Origin of the sequence: Bacillus sp. FSL K6-3154 (genome assembly GCF_040869395.1) — a bacterium.
GTDB classification, from domain to species: domain Bacteria; phylum Bacillota; class Bacilli; order Bacillales; family Bacillaceae; genus Bacillus; species Bacillus safensis.
Map to the genome: position 1 here is coordinate 1,572,191 of NZ_CP152033.1, position 23,335 is coordinate 1,595,525.

Annotated in this window: 20 protein-coding genes and 1 pseudogene; 9 read left to right on the forward strand and 12 right to left on the reverse strand. The window is 40.4% G+C overall.

Features of this window, described 5'->3' with window-relative positions:
* Nucleotides 1-5: 5 nt before the first annotated feature.
* From MHH61_RS08245 to MHH61_RS08270, 6 genes are all read right to left on the reverse strand, one after another.
* Nucleotides 6-956 carry an ABC transporter permease gene (locus MHH61_RS08245; protein WP_125586948.1) on the reverse strand — a complete coding sequence of 317 codons (951 nt, stop codon included), beginning with the start codon at nt 954-956 and terminating at the stop codon, nt 6-8.
* A complete protein-coding gene (locus tag MHH61_RS08250) occupies nt 953-1,882 on the reverse strand; it encodes an ABC transporter ATP-binding protein (protein WP_125586950.1) in 930 nt (309 codons plus the stop codon). Before MHH61_RS08250 ends, MHH61_RS08245 begins: the two co-directional genes overlap by 4 nt.
* 319 nt (nt 1,883-2,201) lie before the next feature.
* Nucleotides 2,202-2,540 carry a zinc ribbon domain-containing protein YjdM gene (locus tag MHH61_RS08255; protein WP_024423969.1) on the reverse strand — a complete coding sequence of 113 codons (339 nt, stop codon included), beginning with the start codon at nt 2,538-2,540 and terminating at the stop codon, nt 2,202-2,204.
* 93 nt (nt 2,541-2,633) lie between these two features.
* Nucleotides 2,634-3,773, reverse strand: a complete 1,140-nt coding sequence (locus MHH61_RS08260; RefSeq protein ID WP_125586952.1) for a glycerate kinase — start codon at nt 3,771-3,773, stop codon at nt 2,634-2,636.
* A gap of 28 nt (nt 3,774-3,801) precedes the next feature.
* A complete protein-coding gene (locus MHH61_RS08265; protein WP_025093737.1) occupies nt 3,802-5,073 on the reverse strand; it encodes a GntP family permease in 1,272 nt (423 codons plus the stop codon).
* 118 nt (nt 5,074-5,191) lie between these two features.
* Entirely contained in the window at nt 5,192-6,304 is a 1,113-nt protein-coding gene (locus tag MHH61_RS08270) for a sugar diacid recognition domain-containing protein (protein ID WP_025093736.1), read from the reverse strand.
* Nucleotides 6,305-6,431: 127 nt separating this feature from the next.
* Between MHH61_RS08270 and MHH61_RS08275 the strand changes: the two genes are divergently transcribed.
* From MHH61_RS08275 to MHH61_RS08295, 5 genes are all read left to right on the forward strand, one after another.
* Entirely contained in the window at nt 6,432-7,082 is a 651-nt protein-coding gene (locus MHH61_RS08275) for a TetR/AcrR family transcriptional regulator (protein ID WP_024427578.1), read from the forward strand.
* Nucleotides 7,083-7,151: 69 nt separating this feature from the next.
* Nucleotides 7,152-8,405, forward strand: a complete 1,254-nt coding sequence (locus MHH61_RS08280) for an MFS transporter (RefSeq protein WP_125586954.1) — start codon at nt 7,152-7,154, stop codon at nt 8,403-8,405.
* Nucleotides 8,402-10,729 carry an FtsX-like permease family protein gene (locus MHH61_RS08285; protein WP_125586956.1) on the forward strand — a complete coding sequence of 776 codons (2,328 nt, stop codon included), beginning with the start codon at nt 8,402-8,404 and terminating at the stop codon, nt 10,727-10,729. The genes MHH61_RS08280 and MHH61_RS08285 overlap by 4 nt, the downstream gene beginning before the upstream one ends.
* A gap of 13 nt (nt 10,730-10,742) precedes the next feature.
* A complete protein-coding gene (locus MHH61_RS08290) occupies nt 10,743-11,504 on the forward strand; it encodes an ABC transporter ATP-binding protein (RefSeq protein ID WP_125586958.1) in 762 nt (253 codons plus the stop codon).
* Between the two features lie 655 nt (nt 11,505-12,159).
* Entirely contained in the window at nt 12,160-13,338 is a 1,179-nt protein-coding gene (locus MHH61_RS08295) for a Rap family tetratricopeptide repeat protein (protein WP_125586960.1), read from the forward strand.
* Nucleotides 13,339-13,434: 96 nt separating this feature from the next.
* On the opposite strand, the gene MHH61_RS08300 is transcribed toward MHH61_RS08295, so the two are convergent.
* The 4 genes and pseudogenes from MHH61_RS08300 to MHH61_RS08315 all read right to left on the reverse strand — a co-directional run bounded on the left by MHH61_RS08300 (nt 13,435) and on the right by MHH61_RS08315 (nt 18,886).
* Nucleotides 13,435-14,283, reverse strand: a complete 849-nt coding sequence (locus MHH61_RS08300) for a PRD domain-containing protein (RefSeq protein WP_125586962.1) — start codon at nt 14,281-14,283, stop codon at nt 13,435-13,437.
* A gap of 30 nt (nt 14,284-14,313) precedes the next feature.
* Nucleotides 14,314-15,780 carry a glycoside hydrolase family 1 protein gene (locus tag MHH61_RS08305; protein WP_024423979.1) on the reverse strand — a complete coding sequence of 489 codons (1,467 nt, stop codon included), beginning with the start codon at nt 15,778-15,780 and terminating at the stop codon, nt 14,314-14,316.
* Nucleotides 15,781-15,784: 4 nt separating this feature from the next.
* A complete protein-coding gene (locus tag MHH61_RS08310; protein WP_125586964.1) occupies nt 15,785-17,644 on the reverse strand; it encodes a beta-glucoside-specific PTS transporter subunit IIABC in 1,860 nt (619 codons plus the stop codon).
* Nucleotides 17,645-17,992: 348 nt separating this feature from the next.
* Nucleotides 17,993-18,886 (reverse strand): annotated as a pseudogene (locus MHH61_RS08315) (hypothetical protein).
* Nucleotides 18,887-19,066: 180 nt separating this feature from the next.
* Here MHH61_RS08315 and MHH61_RS08320 point away from each other — a divergent pair.
* Together MHH61_RS08320 and MHH61_RS08325 are read left to right on the forward strand one after the other, a co-directional pair.
* Nucleotides 19,067-19,618 (forward strand): PadR family transcriptional regulator, encoded by a 552-nt coding sequence (locus MHH61_RS08320; RefSeq protein ID WP_056765252.1) that lies wholly within the window; start codon nt 19,067-19,069, stop codon nt 19,616-19,618.
* Nucleotides 19,619-19,622: 4 nt separating this feature from the next.
* Nucleotides 19,623-20,105, forward strand: coding sequence for a DUF4188 domain-containing protein (locus MHH61_RS08325; protein WP_056765249.1), 483 nt, complete (start codon nt 19,623-19,625; stop codon nt 20,103-20,105).
* An 11-nt stretch (nt 20,106-20,116) separates the two neighbouring features.
* Here MHH61_RS08325 and MHH61_RS08330 read toward each other — a convergent pair whose 3' ends face one another.
* Entirely contained in the window at nt 20,117-20,740 is a 624-nt protein-coding gene (locus MHH61_RS08330) for a CoA pyrophosphatase (protein ID WP_125586966.1), read from the reverse strand.
* Nucleotides 20,741-20,910: 170 nt separating this feature from the next.
* On the opposite strand from MHH61_RS08330, the gene MHH61_RS08335 reads away from it, so the two are divergent.
* The gene (locus MHH61_RS08335) at nt 20,911-21,117 is read left to right on the forward strand and encodes a helix-turn-helix transcriptional regulator (RefSeq protein ID WP_003215336.1); all 207 of its coding nucleotides are present in this window, start codon (nt 20,911-20,913) and stop codon (nt 21,115-21,117) included.
* The gene (locus MHH61_RS08340) at nt 21,114-21,794 is read left to right on the forward strand and encodes a DUF3169 family protein (RefSeq protein ID WP_024427588.1); all 681 of its coding nucleotides are present in this window, start codon (nt 21,114-21,116) and stop codon (nt 21,792-21,794) included. The genes MHH61_RS08335 and MHH61_RS08340 overlap by 4 nt, the downstream gene beginning before the upstream one ends.
* Before the next feature lie 41 nt (nt 21,795-21,835).
* Here MHH61_RS08340 and MHH61_RS08345 read toward each other — a convergent pair whose 3' ends face one another.
* Nucleotides 21,836-23,182 carry an amino acid permease gene (locus tag MHH61_RS08345; RefSeq protein WP_061110315.1) on the reverse strand — a complete coding sequence of 449 codons (1,347 nt, stop codon included), beginning with the start codon at nt 23,180-23,182 and terminating at the stop codon, nt 21,836-21,838.
* Nucleotides 23,183-23,335 lie beyond the last annotated feature (153 nt).

The following is a 23,335-nucleotide window of genomic DNA, read 5'->3' on the forward strand; positions in this document are numbered from 1 at the left end:
TTAAATTAACCTGTTTTCACTTCTCGCTTTTGAAAGACGATTAAGGCAATGGCTAAGAAAATAGCCCAATAGATGACTAGGACGATTAGTGAGAATCCTAGGGACATACCTTCGATAACAGTAACCTGTTCCATAAAGTATTGGGATGGATCGTTTGCAAATAACAGATATTTTGACCAATCAAAGAAGAGCATTAAAATACCTGTGACTGATCCACCCACAATATACGCTAACACACTAATGGCAATGGAGATAGCCTCACTTCTAAACACTGTAGAAATGGCGAACGAAAGGGTTCCCAAAACGACAAACATTGCACAATGAGCGAGATAATAATAGACCATATTGGCAAACTGTGAACGTTCAATCACTTCACCATTTTGATACACCAAATTCACATAATCAGTGTTAAGTCCAAAGAAAATAGCACCCAATATGAATGACAAGATAAATAGCACCACAACAAGTAAAAGAGCATACAGCTGCACCGTAATATATTTAGATATTAGGATCTTTAGCCTTGATGGTGGACGAATCAATAATAATTTAATTGTACCATGCTTGTATTCAGCCGATACAATGGTGGAAGCAATAATGATCACAAACACACCGACTAGCTGAAGTAAATTGGCGTTTGTTTTCACATAATCCCATACACTGTGGCTAAACTGATCAGCCGGCGGCAAGTTATGCTTGATTCGATAATCATTAATAGCGATCTCTTTTTCAAGCTCTCTTTTAAAGAAACCATTCTCTGTCTCTTTGAGCTCCTTCTTGTTTTCCTTATTCATCATTTCTAGCTGGGTTTTCCAATCACCTGAAGCTTGATCTTTGTCATTTGTTTTCACTACAAAGATCAGCGTGGCAACCATACCTAACACAAGAAGTCCAACCATAATCCAAGTTCCAACACGATAACTGATCTTCATCCACTCGTTTTGAATGAGGCGAATCATACGTCTGCCTCCTTTTTACCTGTTAAGCTTAAGAACTTATCTTCTAAGGTTTGTTTTTCAATTTTGATCTCGTACAAATGAATAGACGCGCTGCTCAAATGACGGATTAATTCTGGCATTTTTTGTTCTGGCATAGAGAAAAATAAGTACTGCTCCTCTTCTCTTACAGAGACGCCTTCCTCAAATGCATCAATGAGCTTCTGTGCTTCTTCAAGCTCCCCGGCTGCTACCTTCATTCGATAATTAACCAAATCATCCTGCTTCGTCTCAGCACGCTGATCCTCAATCGCAATCAGCTTTCCGGTTTGGATAATTGCAAAGCGATCACACATCAATTCCATCTCTGACATGAGGTGACTTGAAACAATTACAGCCAGCCCTTCTTCCTTCGCAAGCCTTCTCAAGTAATCTCGTATCATTCGAATCCCCTCAGGATCAAGTCCATTGGTCGGCTCATCTAAGATCAGCAGTTTCGGTCTATGTATGAGTGCCTGCGCAATGCCCAATCGCTGTTTCATTCCTAATGAAAATGTGCGCACACGTTTATGCTTCACATGCTGTAAGCTGACTAGCTCTAACAGCTCATCAATTCGCGCTTCATCCACTTTCCCATTCATTCTGGCAAAGTGAACAAGATTTTGTCTTGCCGTTAAATGATTATACATTTCTGGATTTTCAATAATCGCACCGACATGTTGGATGGCATGCTGATAGGATGTTTGAATACTATGTCCATTAATCAGAATGTCACCAGATGTAATGGGAGAAAGACCGACCATCATACGAATGGTTGTTGTTTTCCCTGCACCATTAGGTCCTAAGAAGCCAAAGACTTCGCCCGCTTGGACAGAAAAGCTCAAGTCTTGAACAATCTTTTTCCCGCTAATATGTCTAGATACATTATGCAGTTCTAAAACGTTCGTCACGTTACCTCTCCTTCTTTGTCTAAGTATCATCTATCATTCTATTTCCTGATAAACACCATGATCCGTCAAAAATAGAAGAACACTTCCATATGGTACAGCAATGCCCAAAAGTTGTGAAGGGGATTAGCCAAAATTTAGCGAATCATCTGCCTTTTTTAAGGTAGGGTTAAGAAAACTGCGGATTTTTATGTGAAAAGAGGCTTGATTTTTTAAAAAATGAACCTTTTTCAACAGGTATATATGTATGGAATTTTGTTTGAGATTATTCCTTTCACCTATAAATAAAGAAAAGAGGCCTCTTACAGCCTCTTTTCATACTTTATATCTTTTTCACAAACTCTGATTTTAATTTCATTGCGCCGAAGCTAGGAATTTTACAATCAATGTTATGATCGCCTTCAACTAAACGAATGCCTTTGACCTTCGTTCCTATTTTCAAAACGGATGAAGAACCTTTTACTTTTAGGTCTTTAATGACAGAGACCGTGTCCCCATCACTTAACAGATTCCCATTCGCATCTTTGACCACAAGCTGTTCCTCTGCCGCTTGTTCTTGTTCAAGTGACCATTCATGCGCACACTCAGGACAAACCAGCAGACTGCCGTCCTCGTAAGTATAAGGTGAGCTGCACGAAGGACAATTCGGTAGATTAGACATTTTTGTTTCCTCCAACTTTCTACATCATTTATAACAATTTTACCACATTTCGATAGAAAGGAATGTGATAGAAAAGGAAACATTTTTCATCGTTTACTTTTTTATTCCAATTTCTAACACAGCCGCAATATTCCGGGCTGTTCTTTCTACATGAAGAGCCGCATCTCGTATCGCCTCAGACAGAGAGGTAATACCTGGAACGATACTAAACAGTGCATCAATTCCATGATCGTGTACGACTCCACTGTCATTTGCAAGAGAGCCTGCAATACCAATCACAGGCAGATTATACTGCTTTGCTGCTTTGGCTACGCCGATTGGGGTTTTTCCATAAATGCTCTGCCGGTCAATTTGGCCTTCTCCCGTAATGACAAGGTCTGCCTCCTTGATGACGTCATCAAAATGAACAGCCTTCAGCACAATATCGATTCCTCTTTGCAAATCAGCTTTTAAAAAGCCTAATAAACTCGCGCCAAGTCCTCCTGCCGCTCCTGCCCCTGCTGCATCTCCAAAGGAGACATTGAACTGCTTTTCAGCTACTAGTGCAAAATGAGCCAGATTCTTGTCTAACACTTGAACCATTTCTTCATCTGCTCCCTTTTGAGGACCGAAAACAGCAGACGCTCCTCTCTCACCCGTTAAAGGATTATCCACATCACAAGCCGCCTCCAGACGGACGGATTGCAGTCTTGGATCGAGTCCAGATAAATTAATTGAAGCTAATTGATGAAGTGCCCCGCCGCCTGACGTCAGGGAATGTCCTGTTTTATCAAGGAAATCTGCACCTAATCCTTGCATCATCCCAACACCGCCATCATTTGTTGCACTTCCGCCAAGGCCAATGATCACGTGCTTCGCTCCTTTATCCAGCGCTGCAAGTATTAATTCACCAGTTCCTCTTGATGTCGTCCATAATGGATTACGTTTTTCTCGCGGTACAAGATGTAAACCAGAGGCTGCAGCCATCTCTATGACAGCAGTCTGACCGTCTCCTAACATGCCAAAAAAGGCATTCACTGGCTCACCAAGCGGGCCCGTGACCACTTGATGAACAATGTGTCCGCCAGTCGCATCAACCAACGATTGAACGGTCCCCTCTCCTCCATCTGCCATCGGCAGTTTGATATACTCTGCGTTTGGTAAAATAGAACGAAATCCTCGTTCAATGGCACATGCTGTCTCATAAGCAGATAAACTTTCTTTAAATGAATCTGGTGCGATCACAATTTTCATCCTAAAGCCCTCTTTTCTTATCATGTCCTCAGCCAAACAGCTGGAAAACGCCAAAAATAATGGTCGATACAACGGTTAACGTCAAACCGATTAACGATTCAAAAGGCATGAGCTTCAAACGCTCTTTAATATCCATTTGAACACTTCCTGCTGTTGCATGGAAAAAGCTCCCGTGCGGCATATGGTCAAGCACTGTTGCGCCAGCATGAATCATGGCTGCCCCTGAAAGAGCAGATACACCAAGCCCAATCAGTGTTCCGCTAAACACACCACTCGCTACCGCCGTTCCTGCTGTTGTCGAAGCGGTCGCGGCTGACATAAATATCCCGGAAGTAGGCGCAAGTAAATATGGAGGTAAACCCGATGCATCCAGTGCCTGAATAAACACATCTTTTAAGGAAGAATTCGATACGATTCCTGCTAATGTACCTGTCCCTAATAACATGATCGCTACACCTGACATTTTATGAAGCCCCGACATCGCATAATCATTGAGAAATTTCCCTTTTTTCATGAAAAGAGCACCTACAATCCCTCCAATCGGTAAAGCGATCATTGGGTCTATATTGATTTGAAAAAGCGGCCTTAAAGCCAACAATAAAATGGTAACCAGCGGACCAGCCAGTGCTTGAAAAAAAGAAGGTATTTGAACTTTACTTTGCCCAGTTTCCTCTTCAAGAACGGGTGTCCCTTTGTTTGCAAGCTTTTTAGCTAATACATATGTAACAGCCAACCCGAACACAGCTGGAATGATTCCTGCAGCCATCATTGAAGTCAGAGGTACACCAAAAGCGTCTGAAGCGGCAATGGCATTCGGATTCGGTGACATGATATTTCCTGCCTTCCCGCCTCCAATCATAGCAAGGAGTATTCCCGTTTTTGAGAGCTTTGCGCGTTTGGCAATGGCAAGTGCGATTGGCGCTACCGTGATAACCGCAACATCTACAAAAACGCCCACTGTTGTTAAAATCATCGTTGCAAGAGCGAGTGCTAATAGTGCCCTCGCCTCACCAAGCCTTCTCACGATGGCCTCAGCGATAGATAACGCTGCACCTGATTCAATGAGAACACCAGCTAGTACACCTGCGGCCATAATTCTAAGGACAGCCGGAATCATGTCCTTAGCACCTTCCATCATAACGTTGACGGTCTGAACAATGTCTACCCCGCCAACCAATCCGCCTATGAATGCACCAGCCAGCATGCCATAAGCAGGTGATACTTTTTTTAGAATGAGAACAATCGCGATCACAAGCGCCGCCATGGCTCCCAGAGTACTTACCGTCACATCTCCACCCATTCTCAATCCCCCTAAAAATATCTTTCTCCAATTGTAAGCGTTTACCCTAAGGGATTGTGTTGTGAATCTGGATGAACTTTTTTAACTGACCACTCTACCGAATTGTGCATTTGCACAATCAAGATAGTTGAGTCATTAGCTGCGCCATATAAAGCTCGATTAACTGTTTTACATGACGAGGGTCTTTTCCGGTCAATCCTTGAATTTTGTCTAAACGATAACGCAATGTATTCCGATGAATAAATAAACGATCAACAATTCTTTGCAAATCACCGCCCTCTTCAATGTAAACCCTTAATGTATGGGCGAGCTCTGCTTCTTGTGTCAAAGGCTTGTAAAAGTCAGTCCATCGACTGTTCTTTTCAGCAATTCCCACCTTCATGAATAAGCTTTCCAGCTGATACGATTCAAAGAAATACATACTTTCTTCCGGATCAAGAGCCTTCCCTAACCTCAGGGCTTCTCTCGCATGCTGAAAAGAAATTGGCAGCTGGCTGATGTCTTCAGCGACAGTCCCTATCCCCACTAACACTTGGCTTCCTACTGCTCTTTGCATTGTTTTTTGCAGATGACCTGCCGCCTGCTTTACTCGATGTTCAGGTATGGGCTGACTTAAAAGAATCAATTCATGACAAAAGGTCATGCCAAGTAAATCATCCGCATTCTTATCATATTGAATCGCATGCATCAATTTATGAACAGCATCCTCTGAGGATGGAACTGGCTGAAAAACAATAGCCATTCGGCGCTTGTCTAAATCCATCCCCAGCCAAGCAGCTCGATTTTTCAGCTGATGATCCCCAACATCAGAATATGAAATCAACTGATTGACAATTTCACTCTCTATTCGATGACGCCATTGAACCCGCTCAAGCAGAAAAGATTGCTCTAACACCAGTTCAGCTGCCATCTTCACCAGCTCGGCATGATGCCGAATGTCCTCTGGTTCACCAGTAATTCCAATCACACCAACTACTTGTTCATGGAAGCAGATAGGCAAGTTAATCCCAGGTTTCACCCCTTCTAAGCGCAAAGAGGTCTCCTGGTCAATTTCCACACTGTTCCCGCTTGTCAGCACAAGCCGTGCACCATCATGTTTATGGCCAATCCTGTTTCGTTCACCAGAACCAATAATGACACCATCTGCATTCATCACATTGATGTTTTTATGTAAAATATGCATCGTACGTTCAACCATTTCTTGAGCCAATTCACTGGTCAAAAATTGCATTTGTCATCTCCCCTGAAGGTTTTTTTCATTCAATGTATCATAACCAGCCATTGACAAAGACACCCTGAAAAGTGTTTAATCAAATCAAGAACCGACCGACAGTCTAGTTAAAAGAAAGGATGGCTTTATGAGAACCGTTAAACATCCTGAGGAACGTAAAAATGACATATTAAACGCAGCCGAAGCGCTTTTTTCAACCAAAGGCTATCAGAAAACAACGATTATTGACATATTAAAAGCCGTTGGCATCGCAAAAGGCACCTTTTACTACTACTTTTCATCCAAAGAAGAAGTAATGGATGCCATTATTGACAGGATCATCAAAGAAGATATCATCGTGGCAAAGCGTATTGCAGCTGAGCCAGACCTTCCAGTCGTTGACAAACTATTTCGTATCATCATGGCGCAATCACCTCAGCAAGGAAGCCATAAACAGGGCATGATCGATCAGTTCCATCAGCCTTCTAATGCAGAAATGCATCAAAAAAGCTTAATCAAAGCCATTAAAGAACTATCACCCGTGTTGGCAGATGTCATTCAGCAAGGTGTAGAGGAAGGGACATTCAAAACGAAGTATCCGCAAGAGACGGTTGAATTTCTCCTTGCTTCTGCACAGGTCATATTTGATGAAGGCCTTTTTCAATGGACAGCCGAAGAAAGTATACAACGCGCTTTAGCTTTTATAGATATACTCGAATCCTCATTGCATGCAGAAAAGGGGAGCTTTTCATTCCTGCTGAAGCGATTATCTGGAGAGCTGGATGAAAATAATCAGTGATTGGTCACTTCAATACCAATCCTGCATACATTATAGACTGACGGTCGGTCTAAAAGGAGAGTGATATTCATGTCTTTGTTATCCAAAAGAGGGTCATCCCACTTTATCTACCTCGTTCTCGGACAGATTATTTCCGTTTTCGGATCTTCTCTCATTCGATTTGTTCTATCTTTACACGTACTGGATATGACGCATCGAGTTGATTTATATGCCTTACTTTTCGCTTTATCCAATATCCCGCTCCTTCTCTCACCGTTAGCTGGTGCAATCGCTGACCGATTTAACAGAAGGAATTTAATGATTTTATTTGATGTCCTCACCGGCATGATGATTCTTGCCTTTTATTTTTGGTTATTTTCGGGAAATGATTCACTCTATATGATCGGAGCTGTCATGATAATGCTTGGCGTGATGAGTACGTTCTATGCTCCCGCTGTCATGTCCAGCATTCCACAGCTAGTGAAACAAGAGCAATTAGAACAAGCAAACGGCATTGTCAATGGCGTTCAGGCACTTTCAGGTGTTCTCGCACCTATTATCGGAGGAGTTCTATACGGAATGATTGGAAGCCAAGCCATCATCGGTGCGAGTGCCATCGTATTTTTTCTATCAGCCTGCATGCTTTTACGGCTAAACATTTCCTTCTCCCCTAGTCCGCTGACAGAGTCCATGAGCAAGGTACTCATAAAAGATATGAAACAAGGATTTTCTTATATTGGCAGCCAGCCATTTTTAAAAAAAGCCATGCTGCTTGCCGCAATGTTAAATTTCATCCTTACACCATTTTTTATTGTTGGGGGTCCAATCATTTTAAGGGTCACAATGAAGAGCAGTGACATCATGTATGGAATAGGCATGGGCTTGATTGAGTTCGCTGTCATCGCGGGGGCTCTGCTAGTTGGACTTGTAGCGAAGCATTGGCGCATTCCTACTTTATATCGCTGGCTTCTTGTCATCGCAGTCATCTTGCTGCCTATGGCGCTTTCAACATCCAAAACAGCTCTTCAATTTGGTACTTATCCAGCTTATTTTCTCTTTTTAGCAGGATGTCTTCCAATTGCTATGCTGCTAACTATGATCTCAATCGTTGTGATTTCACATGTTCAAAAGAAAACACCAAATCATCAATTAGGAAAAGTAATGGCCAATCTGACAATGGTTTCTCAATGTGCTGCTCCGCTTGGCCAAATGATGTATGGATTTTTGTTCAATACGTTTTCAGCCACCATGTATGTGACGGTGCTCATTGTCAGTACTTTCATGTTTGCACTAGCCTGCTTAACAAAAAATATGCTTCAGCATGAAGGAGAAGCAGCCTCATGAGATTAGCGTTTATAAAGAAAGACTTAACCCGACACCGTCTCATTTCAATCGGCTTAACCATTTGCATCATGATGACTTCATTTCTCGCAGCAAGTGCAGCTCAAATGATCGTACAGCTGAATGGTTCCATTTCTAACCTGCTCCATTCTGCCAAAGCACCAGACTTTGTCCAAATGCATGACGGCGACCTAAATGAAAAAGACATTGAAGTATTTTCAAGCAAGCAATCCATGGTAAAAGCCCATCAAATCGTCCCAATGATACCAATTGAACATGCAAACATCAGGTTCGGACATGAGCCTGCCAAAGCAGGTGTGATGGATCATTTATTTGTGAAGCAAAATCACAACTTTGATTTTCTTCTAAATGAACAAAACGAAAAGCTTACTGTCAATAAAGGTGAAGTGGCTGTCCCAATTTATTTTCAACAAAAGTATCGGCTTAACATAGGTGAAACATTACTGATTGAGAAAGGAGCTAATCAATTCATCTTTCGCATCAAAGCGTTCTTGCGAGATGCACAAATGAACCCCAGTCTTGTCAGTTCAAAAAGATTTCTTCTTCATAACGAGGATTGGGATGCAATAAATCAAGTGTTTCAACAAAAAGAGTACTTAATCGAATTTTTACTACATGATGCCGCGCAGACAGATACTTTTCAAGCAATCTATCAATCATCACAACTGCCACAACAAGGTCCAGCTGTCACACTACCTTTACTGCGTATGCTGAATGCATTGACAGATGGAATGGTCATTGCCATTCTCCTGCTTGTTTGCCTGCTGCTCATCAGTATAGCCCTTCTCTCTCTCCATCTTGCTATGACGGCTTCAATAGAAGAGGATGAACGTGAAATTGGCATACTGAAGGTGCTTGGGATCCCTTTAACAAGAATCAAGCAATTATACGTTGGTAAGTATGCCGCGCTTGCTTGTGCAGGGTGTATAGCAGGATATGTGTTAACGCTTATATTTGGTGATATGTTTACAACCAATATTCACCGATACTTGGGGAAACAGCCTTCTTTTGCTCATTGGTTAATCCCGCTTTTTGTTTCTATTGCGACGGCAATGATCGTCATCTCTTGCAGCTATGCTGTCCTAAGAAAGTTTGGTCAAATATCAGCTGCTCAAGCACTTCAAGGCGTTATCAATTCACCGAATCATAAGAAAAAAATACCTATGCACCTTAAGAAAAGCAGGTTCATACCAATCAATATTTGGCTTGGTTTAAAAGACCTGATATCACGAAAGAAGTTGTACACAACGATTACTTGTATTATTGCACTCTGTACATTTTTAATGCTCATGCCTATTCAGCTATGGCATACCTTACAATCACCGGATTTCATCACATACCTTGGCTCTGGTAAAAGTGACCTTCGAATGGATATACGCCAAGGAAATCATCTAGCGAAAAATACAAACGAAATAGAATCAATGATTCGTCAAGATCAAGGCATACAAACAGCAGCCATCTATGAAACTACATCTCTTCAGGCAAAATCAAAGGATAACACATTAGAAACGCTCTATTTAGAAACAGGTAAGCTCTCAGCATTTCCCCTCAACTATTTACAAGGACGGCAGCCTGTAAAGAATGAAGAAATTGCCTTATCCGTATTAAATGCAGATTCACTTCAGAAAAAGATAGGAGAAAGAATCACTCTCGTAACTAATGGGCATGAAATCCAAAGAACGGTGACAGGTATTTATCAGGACGTGACAAATGGAGGCAAAACAGCAAAAGCAATATCACAGCCATTTCCTCAACCAGCTCTTTGGCAAACCATTCAAATCCAACTAAAGCCAGGAGTAAATCTTGCAGAGAAAAAGACAATATTTGAAAAAAAGGTATCTCCTGCAAAAGTGACAGATATGAAAGAATACGTTCATCAAACGATCGGCAGCACAGCAGCTATTGTAAAAGTCATTGCATTTTTTGCTGCATTAGCTGCCTTTGGAACCGCCAGCTTAATGCTATTCATGTTTCTGCACATGTTAAAGGCGAAAGATTCGAGCCGAAACCACATGCTAAGAACAATTGGATTTTCTATAACAGATATAACAGCACAATATATATCGAGTTTTATCGTTGTTCTGTGTTTTGGCGCCTTTATTGGAACAATCGCGGTGAGTACCATTGGTCCTGCTTTGATGAGTATAGGTGGAGCAACATTAGGGGCATCGAGCCTCCAGTGGCTGTCACCGCAATGGGTGTCAGTTGTGTACCCCGTTACACTAGTTATTGTCAATTTAGCTTTGACCACCTGGTTATTGAAGACGTTTTTTTCTAGTCAAACGACAAGGCATACACTTTTATAAGGAGATGTTTCACATGGAACACTTGATTGAAACGCAGCAATTGTCATTGCATATCGATTCATTAAAAGGACAGAAACAAACGATTCTTAAGAATATTCATTTATCGATAAAGCGTGGGGAATTCGTGACCATTATGGGACCTTCTGGATGCGGGAAAACATCACTACTTTATCAGCTTAGCGGCATAGAAAAAGCTTCAACAGGAGAGATCAAATATAAAGGCCGATCACTATCAGAAATGACAGACAAACAGTTAACTGCTCTGCGCTTAACAGAGATGGGGTTTGTCTTTCAGCACAGCCATTTATTAAAAAATCTTAATCTATTTGACAACATCATTACTGCAGCTTATTTAGCAAAGAAAAAGACAAGACAAGAATTGAATGAACGAGCTCAATATTTAATGGAAAAACTTGATATTGATCATTTGGCAAATAGATATTTGACAGAAGTATCGGGAGGACAGCTTCAAAGAGCCGCTATCTGCCGAGCGCTCATGAATGAACCAGACATACTTTTTGCTGATGAACCAACAGGTGCTCTTAATTCCAGTACAACGAAGGAAGTGATGAATATTTTTTCAAGAGTACACGCTGAAGGAGCAACACTGCTGCTTGTCACACATGACCCTAAGGTGGCTCTTCGTTCTGAAAAAATCATGTTTATGAATGACGGAGAAATTGCAGACAGTTTACAATTAGGTAGATATGTCCATTCAACTGCCGAGAACCGAGAAATGAGATTAAATCAATGGCTGCAAGATTTAGGTTTTTAATTTGAGTAAAAACAGGCAGGAAACTGCCTGTTCTACTTTTTTTGGCACTCAAACGAGTAATCCATAGACAAACTATTTGTTTCTAAGATGATTTTGCCGCCAGCTTGTTGACAAGATTCTGTCAGCAGCTCAATTTCTTTGCTATAAAAGTATCTCTTTGACATATAAACAGTCACTAAAACAAGTAACAGAGTCGCGATAATGACTGTGATTTGTCATTTAAACTTTGAAATCTTTTTTTCATTTCAACATCCTTTCTAAAAGGTCGGAGTTTGTGTTTAATACTTACTTTTGTCGTCATCTACCAGTTTCTTATCTCATGATCTAGCAACATCATACATGATTTTCTTTCCTAGATCGACCTTCCATTTTTCCTCTGAAATAGTTAAAACTGCTTTATTCCAAATATACGAGTGATATTTTCGTTCATTATCATAAAATCCATTGTATATATCCCTTTTTTAGATTTCCAAAAAGAGATTTTATTCATTTGTGCTAACAAGCACTCACCCTTACAATATCGTACATCACATGACCTTAGGTCCTTTTTATTACCTCTTGTCAATCACTTCGCAGAAACGATTATATTTTACCAAAAATTGTGATATCGTTTTTTATGAAACAGGTGAAAGGATCTTAAAGAGGTGAAATTTCCATGGCTATCATTTCTGCTGAACAGGTGGGGAATCGTTTAAATGATTGGAGAATTGCAATTCGCAAGCATGATGTACACAGTGCAAAAGCAATGTATACAGAATTAAAAGAATTACTTCAAAAAATGGAAGAAAATCAGGAAGTCTTGACCTATTACTCATTGCTAGAAGGCAAGTATAAGCTCATGTTATATGAACGGAGAGGTACAAAACTGAAGGAACAGCCAGAGCCAGATTGCCCCTCTAAAACAAACGACTTAATTGAATACTACTTTTACCTATACAAAGCCCTTTACGCTTCATATAAAAGAGACTATGCATCAGCTATTGGACTGTTTAAAATTGCCGAGAAAAAACTACAACACATTCCTGATGAAATAGAAGTAGCAGAATTTCATACGAAAATCGCTAACTTATATATGCTGCTTCGTCAAAGCCTGATTTCTCTACACTATATTCAGAATGCTATTGATATTTTCAAAAGTCATGAAGGATATGAGAGAAGACTAGCTGCAGCCTTTGTCATCGCCGCTGCTAATTATATGGACATTGGTGACTTTATAAGAGCAGAAGACTACTACAAAAAAGCATTACACATCGCAGACAGTCTCAACGATCATTTTCTAACATCACAGCTTTATCATAATATCAGCATTTTGTACGCCGAAGCTGGCGAATCCAAAAAATGTATTGATGCCCTAGAAAAGGCTCTTAGTGATGAAGACTACCTCTCTTCGTGTTACTTTCATCACTCCATGTACATGTTAATGAAAGAGCTGCTTTCTATCGATGAAAGGACACAAGCTCTCTATTACTTCGAATTGGTGAACCAAAAACATGAATCAGAGAAATGCCCCACCTATACAGCAAAAATGAATTTGCTTTACCATCTATACTTCACTGAAGATATGGCTCAAAAAGCTCAAGCCTGTTTCGATGAAATCAGCATTCTTAAAAAATTAAAAGATGCTGAAGGAGTCTGTGAATTAAGTGCATTAGCTGCAAAACACTTTGAAGAGCTGGGAGCAATTCATCAAGCCTATCTCTTTTTAAAGGAAGCTGATCGCATGAAACATCCTATCATTGACTGGGGGAATTCTAATGAAAAAAATGAGTTTATTGATCATCACTTTGACCATCGTTGTTTTAGGACAAACAGGGGCTTTCAATACATTAAATGATGGCAATCCTGGTACAACAGAACGCCCTATCGGAACTTAATATAACATTGGTCATACAAAGAACCACTCGCCTCATCAAGGCAAGTGGTTCCACATTTATTTTAGTTGCTGATAACATATGAGGCGGTGTATATGTACCGCAAGATAAGTAAGCTCATCATTAGGAATGACGATACTATGCACCTGTTTAATATAGTCTTTGATTTTAAAAGCAACATCCATCGCTTGAGGATATAAGTGTGCAATTTGTTCAAATAACTCATTTTCTTGATCTGATAATAATTTATCAGCATAAAATCTTTCTACAAAGAATTTCACATGTGTAATGAACCGGCTGTAATGAATATTCTCTTGATCCATTTCCATATTCAACGTGTAGCGCACAAGATTGACAATACTTCCGATCATCTTGGCGTATTTCATACCATCTTTCGACTCGGACTCTTCACCTAATGCATTAATTAAGTGAAAGGCGATATTGGCAGCTTCTTCTTTTGGTAATTGTATGCCAAATGTGTCATTGACTAACTCAAGTGCGTAATTTCCTACTTCAAATTCTTCTGTATAGTAATTTTTGATTTCCCAATACACGCGATTCGTAATATTAATATTCTTTTTATGACGTTCCACTGCAAAATTCAAATGATCCATTAAGGTAAAATAAATACCTGAATTTAAATTTGAGTTTAAACGTTTTTCTGCATATTGGACGATGTGTTGAGTTAAATCGATAAATTCTTGAGGCATTGAATCTAACAGTTGAAGAAATTCTTTTGCTCTCATGTTATCGACTGACATAAAGACTTGGTCCGCTTTTTTCTCTTCTATCATTTGACCTGGTTTCTGTCCATAGCCAATTCCTCGGCCGAACAAAACCATCTCCTGTTGGTTCTGATCTTCAGCCAGGACCACGCTCGAGTTTAAAACTTTTTTGATTTTAAACATCGTCATCACCTGTTTTCATGATTGTGGTGTTCAATCAAGCGATTCACCATTTGTCTCAATGACTTTTTTGTACCAATAAAATGAGTCTTTTCGAGATCGTTTTAATGTCCCGTTCCCGTCATCATCTTGATCTACATGAATGAAGCCATAGCGTTTTGACATTTGTGATGTACCTGCACTAATAATATCAATTGAGCCCCAGCTCGTATATCCGAAGAGATCGACGCCTTCTTCAATGGCTTCTCTCATTTGACGGAAATGTTCCTTAAAATAGTTAATACGATAGTCGTCATGAATTGAGCCATCACTTTCAACTACATCCTTTGCACCCATGCCGTTCTCGACAATGATAAGAGGTTTTTGATAGCGATCATACAATTCGATCAAAGAAATTTTCAGACCAACCGGATCAATTTGCCAGCCCCAGTCAGTTGAAGGAAGATAAGGGTTTTTGACTCCACGAATGGTATTTCCTTCTGTCTCTTCTAATCCTTCTTGGGCTGATTCCGTTAAAGACATATAGTAGCTGAATGAGATAAAATCTACTGTGTTTTCCTTTAAAATGGTTAGATCATCTGCTTCCATTTGAATATGAATATCTTTTCTCTCAAGCATGCGCTTGATCAGCGGTGGATACTCGCCAAATACCTGAACATCTGCATAGAAATAGTTTTCTAAGTTTTGTTTCAAAGCTTGTTCCACATCATTCGGGTGGCACGTATGCGGATACGTTGTCAATTTAGTCAGCATACATCCTACTTGGCTACCTGGGATGATACGATGGCAATCTGCTGTTACAAGAGCAGATGCAATAAATTGATGATGAAGTGCTTGGTACACCGTCTCTTCCACTTTTCCTTCTGGACAGCGATCAGGAATAATTCCCGCTGTAATGAAAGAGTGGCGGTGAATACTATCAATTTCATTAAAAGTGAGCCAATATTTCACATCATCTTTATAACGTTCGAAACAAACATTGGCGAACTTTACAAAGAGGTCGATTACTTTTCTTTCAACCCAGCCGTTATATTTCACACTAAGGGCTAATGGCATTTCATAATGAGAGAGTGTCACGATCGGTTCTATGTTGTGTTTTTTCATTTCTGCAAATACACGATCATAAAATTGCAGCCCTTTTTCATTCGGTTCCGCTTCTTCTCCAGTAGGGAAGATACGACTCCATGCAATAGAAATGCGAAGTGTTTGAAATCCCATTTCAGCAAAGAGAGCCAAATCCTCTTTATAATGATGATAGAAATCAACACCTCTGCGCTTTGGGTATTTTTTATCGTCTGGATCTTTCATCGCACGATCTATATTTTCAGTGGTAACAGCAAGATGACCTTCATAATCTTCTACACTCAAGTTGGAACGGTACATTGCAATATCTGCAACAGACGGTCCCTTTCCATCTATATTCCAGGCGCCTTCTGCCTGGTTAGCAGCAATGGCGCCGCCCCATAAAAATCCTTTTGGAAAACCTTTGATTTTTTTCATATGATTATCCTCCTAATTGTGTAACAACCATCAATGTATCTTGACGATTGACCTCTTGTAATGGCTGTACCTTAATATCATATTGATCTGTATTTGTGACTACAGCAAGAGTTACTGGATCATACCCTGCTTCCATGATTTTTTCTAGATCAAATTCAATCAATAAATCACCCGCTTGAACACGCTCTCCAGCCTGCACCTTTGGATGGAAATACTGACCTTCCAACTGAACGGTGTCAATGCCGATGTGGAATAATACTTCAACTCCATGGTCCGTCTTCATACCAAGTGCATGGTTTGTTTCGAACAGTAAGGTTACCTCTCCATCTACTGGTGCATAAAGTGCTCCCTTTGAAGGTACAATGGCAATTCCTTCTCCCATGACCTTTGAAGAGAAAATATCATCTTTCACTTCAGATAGAGAGATCATTTGACCAATCACAGGGCTTTTGAATGTTTCTCCTGCTCCAATTTTTTCAGCAAACCCAGCTTGGGCCTTTGTCTTTTCTTCTACAGTTCGATCTTTACCTAATACAAAAGCAGCGATAAAGGCGACAATAAACGAAATGACCGCTCCAATGATAGCAAACATCAAATTTCGCGGGAGCTCATCTGATATAAACATCGACATGCTTGCTAATCCAGGGCCAACAAGCACAAAGGCTTGTATACCAACTAAACCAATGAAAATCCCGCCAACAAACGAACCAATCATAACACTTCCAAGGACTCGCTTATTTTGCAGTGTCACACCATACAGCGCCGGCTCTGTGATGCCAAAAAATGCTGATATTCCTGCCGAAATGGCTGTTGATCTGAGTACCTTGTCTTTTGTTCGAAGTGCGACAGCAAAACAAGCTCCACTTTCCGCAATATTATGCGCAAGTGATGCTGGTAAATAAAGTGCTTCTTTCCCTAGGTTCCCCATCGTTGTGACTGCATAAGGGACCATTGCTTTGTGCATGCCTGATGCCACCATGAACGGGAGAACCGCTGCTAAAATGGCGACAGCTACCCAGCCTACCGTATTAAACATCGCAAGAATAATAGATGAAAAACCTTGCCCTGCTGTAAAACCAATCGGCCCTAACAGAAGTAGCGTAACTGGTACAGTAATGACCAATGACATCATCGGAACGAAGAAAATCCGAATTGGTTTTGGTGAAAACCGCGTAAAGAATTTTTCCATTTGCGCGTAAAGCAATACAGAAAGGATTGCCGGAAACACTTGATACGCATAAGCTATATTTTTTACATCGAATGAAAGTAATTGCGCACCTTCTGTAAGCATCGCCGTCATGTTCGGCAGAAGGAGCGCACCGACTGCTGATAGTGCGACCAGCGGGTTTACTTTTAGTTTATTCGCCGTCGTTACAGCAACTAGTAAAGGCAGAAAGTAAAGTGGTGCGTCACCTACCATGTTCAGTATTTGATAGGTTTGTCCCTTTGCATCCATCCAGCCTAATAAAGAGAAAAGGAGAAGAAATGATTTTAAAATTCCTCCGCCTGCGATAGCTGGTACAAGCGGCTGGAAGACACCTACAATGAAATCTAATAGAACTGTGCCTGCTTTTCTTTTTTCTTTTGGCTGATTGGAAGGCACATCTTGGCCTGATGAGCTGCTGCCTATTAAACTTGTTACCTTTTGATACACTTCAATGACGTCATTCCCAATGACTACTTGGCATTGTCCTGACATTCTGACAGCTATAACACCTGGTGTTTTTTCTAGTGCTGATACATCTGCTTTTTTCTGATCGATTAGTGTGAAGCGAAGTCTTGTTGAACAATGCTCAAGGTGCGCAATGTTTTCTTTGCCGCCTACATGCTGTAAAACGTCTTTGGCAACTTGTGTGTAATTCATTTTTCCTCCCCCTTTTCTCATACACGAGACCTATATTTTGGCAATAAAAAAAGGACCTAAAACGACAAATAAAAGAAATTCATCGTTTTTAGATCCTGCCTGCATGACCAGTCACATGTCTAATTTATTCATATTGGATTTGCTTTTAGTATATATTGATTATATGAAAGCGTCAACATTTAATTTTCTAAAAATTATTAAGGTCTATATACCCAAATTACTCTTCTTTCATTGTTGAAGTAACCTTCCTGTTTTTTTATACAATAAATATCCTTTTATCACTCACCAAAAACTACTTCCATCTAAAAACCAGATAAGTTTAAAATGACCCATCTGGTTTATCATCATCTATTTTTTCTTTTCTTCAGCCTGCTTTTTGAATGCTTCCGTTTGTTCTTGATATTCCTCTTTCGTGACAGCTTTAAATTCTATTGTACCGCCTGCCATTTTAAAAGGGAATTTAATTGATGTTGCATCTCGATCAGTTTCCCCTAAAATAAACCCCTTTTCAATTGCAGGATAGGTACTCAAATCAAACATTATCCCATCTGAAACACCACCGGCTGTATGTTTCGTTTCTTTATATGGTTCACCACTATCTCCTGGGACCTTTCTCATCAAAAAAGAACCTGCCCATTCAGACTGCATATACATCCGTTTTACTTTTAGAAATTGCTGGTATGAACCATCCTCCGCTGTATACAGATAACCATAAGCGCCTGTTACTTTCTTAATAAAGTTTCTTACATAATCATGGAATCTATTCTCAGAGTCCTCCATCAATTCATCATATCGGTCATGAATGTCCTTTTGAACAGCACGTAGTTTTGTTTGATCAACTGCTTTATATGTGATGCTTTACTTTTCACCTTGTTTTTTCACAGAAAGATCTTTTTCATCAAGGTGAACTTTATATGTGATCGTCTCTTTCTCATGCTTCACTTGAAATTCGTAACCGTTTTCAACAGTTTTACCAGTTAATTTATATTTGTTGATAAATAGGTTGGGATCAAAGTGTCTTTTTGGGTTTTCCTCCAAAATGGTTTCATTCAGATAACCAGTGACTTTCCCTTTTCTCTCCGTTACCTTGAACCAGTTCACTTGATCCTTTGTCTTATATACAAAGGCGTAATAGTTGTTCAATACACTCTTTTTTGCATTTGCTTGGTATGCTATCCAGCTGACAGCAACGATGACTAGTACCGCTAAAATTGCTACGATCCAGATTTTTGATCTATTCATACATACCTCCTCTGATCATTGATCTGACGGATTTTTATTTTTTCTATCAATATATTGTGATGCATCTCCTAGCGATCTCTTCACCTCCTTCATTGGATTTTTTCTAAAACTTCTTGTATCACCAATGGATATCGCATAATATATATCTAAATGATATATCTTTTAGATAGGTGTGCTGATATGAAAAAATACAATGATACGACGTATGCAATTTTAGGTATTTTAACGACAGATTGTAAGTCGGGGTACGAAGTGAAGCAATTAATTGATAGAAGCCTGCATCATTTTTGGAAAATCAGTTATGGACAAATTTACCCAGCTTTAAGGTTAATAGTCGAGGAAGGGCTTGCGGAAGTTTCACCTGCTGCTGCTTCTGGCCGCTCAGACAAGCGGGAATATCATTTGACTGAAAAAGGTCTGGATACGTTAAGAAAGTGGCTGGCGCAGCCGCTCGATCAGTTACCAACAGAGCGTAATGAAGTGTTATTAAAGTTATTCTTCGGTCAGTATCTTTCGTTTGAGAAAAAATTGGTGCTTTTACAGGATTATGAGCGGCAGCTCCGTATTCGTTATGAAACTTATGTTTCAATTGAACAAAACATTCAAGAGCTTTATCCAGATGAAGCGGATGCGAAGTATTGGCTGTTTACTTTAGATTATGGAAAAAGAGTGGCTCAAGCAGGAATTGATTGGTGCGTGGAAACATTCCATTCAATGAAGAAGGAAGGGTAAATGAATGAAAAAAGACATACGTGCTGGCAGATTTACAACGGATAATTCTGATTCGATTGTTGTGTTCATCATCGGAATGAGGATCAACAAACGCTGGGCCATTCATCAATGGCTGCCTGTGTTCATGGCGATGCCTGGCATGATCAAGGAGCTGTATACTCATCAAGATGAGCTTGGGTTTCTTGGGACAGAGAATTACTTCGGGTTACGTACGACAGCGATGATTCAATATTGGAAATCAACCGATGACCTCCTTGCCTATGCGAAGATGGAGAAGCATTTGGCTGCTTGGAAAGAATTTAACCAAAGAGCACGAAATAATGACGCGGTCGGCATTTATCATGAAACGTACCAAATTCAAGCCGGCTCGTATGAATCCATCTATGTGAACATGCCTTCCTACGGACTGGGCCAAGCGAAACCCCCTATTTCAATAAGTAATGGACAACAAACAGCGAAGGAACGTCTGAATACAACAAATTCCTAGAGAGTGATTCTCTAGGAATTTCTTTTTGCAACAGTCACAAAATGCTTTAATATGCGGGCTGTTAATCCCCATATGGTGTAGTTTTCGTAATCATAAAACCATTCCTCAATCGAACGGCTTCCCCAGCTGTATTTTTCACCATTCATGATTTTTTCATAAGGGAAGTCCTCGCCTGGTGTTGGCTGAACGGATACATGATGTAAGTACGGCTCATATTGGCTGAGCCATGATAGAGGCACGGTAAAAGTCTCCTCTACTTCTTCTTGATTAAAGGAGTGTTTCACTTTTTGCTCATCAATGATACCAACATATGGGTATACCACGAAGGATGGAGAAGCGATATAAGGACTAAGCTGTCCAAGGATCTCGACCGATTCTGGCGGAATGCCCAGCTCTTCATGTGTTTCTCGCAGTGCAGCTTCCTGTGCAGTTTCGCTGCCGTCAAGCTTGCCCCCAGGAAAGCTAATATCCCCCGGCTGTTTTCTCATGGTCAGCGATCGTACCTCAAATAATATATGCCAATCTCCATTTACTTGCACCAAAGGGATAAGGACTGCTGCTTTGAACGCTGTCTCTTCTCCAATGAACAATGATTGTGATTGATGTAAGTCATTTTTTAATTGATCAATGAACACGGACATCACCTGTTTTCTGTTTCTCTTTCCTTTAGCGTATCATGGTTCTCCTTTTGAATAAAGATGATCCTTCTGACAATTATTTTTATCATTTTGACAACTTTACTTGTCAAAATGAATATAATGCTTTACAATCAAGGAAAGATTTCAAGCAAAAATGAGGTGACAGAATGAAAAATCGGTTAAAAGAGCTTCGTGCGCGTGATGGTTTAAACCAAACTGAGCTTGCAAAGCGTGCAAAGGTTTCTCGTCAAACCATCAGCTTAATGGAAAGAGATGAGTTAATGCCGTCTCTCTTGCTCGCTGTTAAGCTTTCACGAATTTTTCAGGAACCCATTGAACGTATTTTTCTATTCGAGGAGGATGAACTCTCATGAAAACTGTATACAAAATGCTCTTAGGTGCTCTCCTTGGCTTTCTCGGCGCTTACTGTCTGCTGGCAGCCGAATTTGAGATGACACTTCTTGATGTTGCATTTGAAGCGACTCTTGTCATCAGTGGATTGACGATTTTATTGATTATTTATTGTTTTTCAGGGATTTCACGTATGAAAAAAAGAGTATCTCTTTCGGTTTCTGGAGATGAGGAGGATGAACTGGAAGCAAAACAATATCGGACTTTTACTGATTTGACTTTAGCCAATACGGTAAGTACCATTTTTTCCATTGTTGCCATCGGTATCGCGATCGTCACCGAGCAGCCACTTTGGCTGATTCTCGTCAATGCTGCTTTATTTATCGTCACCGTTATCAGTTCGTATATATCAATATCTGTTCTAAAGCTTGTCTACCCTAATCGGAACCTGCCAAGTCTATCTGACAAAGACTACAGTAAAAAGCTGCTCGCCATTTCGGACGAAGGCGAAAAGCATGTGATGCTTGGCGGACTGTTTCATACGTATCAAATGATGAATATCCTATTGACCAGCGCCATGTTTATTTTGATTGTGTATTCCCTTGGAGCCAATCACTCTCAGCTGTTCTCAATCATGGTGATTGGACTTGTTTTAATCATTTTGAATGCAAATTATGTGCTAAAGATTAGAAATCGTTAAATGAACAAAAGCACAGCCTCATGCAAAGGCTGTGCTTTTCATTATGACGCGCGGCGTTTCTTTCGTGCATAAATCAATAGTAAGAAACCAAACCAGACCGGCGTTAATAAGAGCGCGGGGCGTGTTGCATCTGCAAACAGCATGATCACTAGAATCGCAGCGAAGAGAACCAAAACACATATATTCACAAAAGGGGTGAACGGTGCTTTAAAGGTAGATGCTTCATGCAATTCAGGCCGTGTTTTTTTATATTTCAAATGGCTAATTAAAATAATACTCCATACCCAAATGAAACAAATGGCACTGATCGTTGTCACAATACCAAAGGCTTGTTCGGGAATCAGCTTGCTTAAAAGAGCTCCAACCGATACCACGATCGTCGAAACAAACAGGGCATTGCTTGGGACAGCGTGCTTGTTCAAACGTCCGAAGGAAGCTGGCCCCTGCTTTTGATGACTGAGATTATACAGAATGCGGCTCGTCGAGAACATGCCACTATTACAAGCTGATGCCGCAGATGTCAGGACGACAAAGTTGATGAGCCCTGCTGCTACTGGTATCCCAATGAGTCCAAAGGTTTTCACAAAAGGACTTTCTGATGCACTGAGCTCAGTCCATGGGTTGATACATAGTAAGACAAAGATCGCTCCCACATAGAAAAATAGAATTCTTAATGGAATCTTATTAATCGCAGAAGGGATGTTTTTTTGCGGATTGGCTGTTTCTGCTGCGGACACACCGACCAGTTCAACTCCCACATACGCAAAAATCACCATCTGGAATGACAATAAGAAACCTGTGACACCATTCGGGAATAACCCGCCATGAGACCATAAATTCGTTACTGTCACCGGTCCAGCATCTGTTTGAAAACCAATGATTAAAAGAACCATTCCAACCCCGATCAATAATAGAATCGTAATTACTTTAATGAGTGCAAACCAAAATTCCATTTCTCCGAAAAGCTTTACCGTCAACAAATTCAACCCGAGTAAAATCAACAAACAAATGATGGCAGGAATCCACTGCGGGATGTCAAACCAATACTGCACATACACCCCGACCGCAATGACATCCGCCATCGCTGTCATAATCCAGCAAAACCAATACGTCCACCCTGTTACAAAGGATGCCCACGGGCCGAGATAGTCCTCAGCAATATCGGTTAATGACTGATAGCCCGCCTTCGATAATAGCAATTCTCCGAGTGCCCTCATGACAAAAAAGATAGCCATCCCGACAATTAAATAAGCAAAAATGATTGAAGGACCTGCCAATTGAATAGCTTTTCCAGATCCTAAAAACAACCCTGTTCCAATGGTTCCGCCAATGGCAATCAATTGCACATGACGGTTTGATAAATCTCGTTTTAATTCTTGTTGTGCCAATGCTAACACCCTCCTACGACACGATCTTATACTGAAATAATGAACCCTTTAAAAAAGTCCATAAAAAAAGAGATTGGATGCGCTCCAATCTCACGGTCATAAAAGAATAGCAAAATAGAGAAAAGTCATACACGGCATCATCCATGCATCACA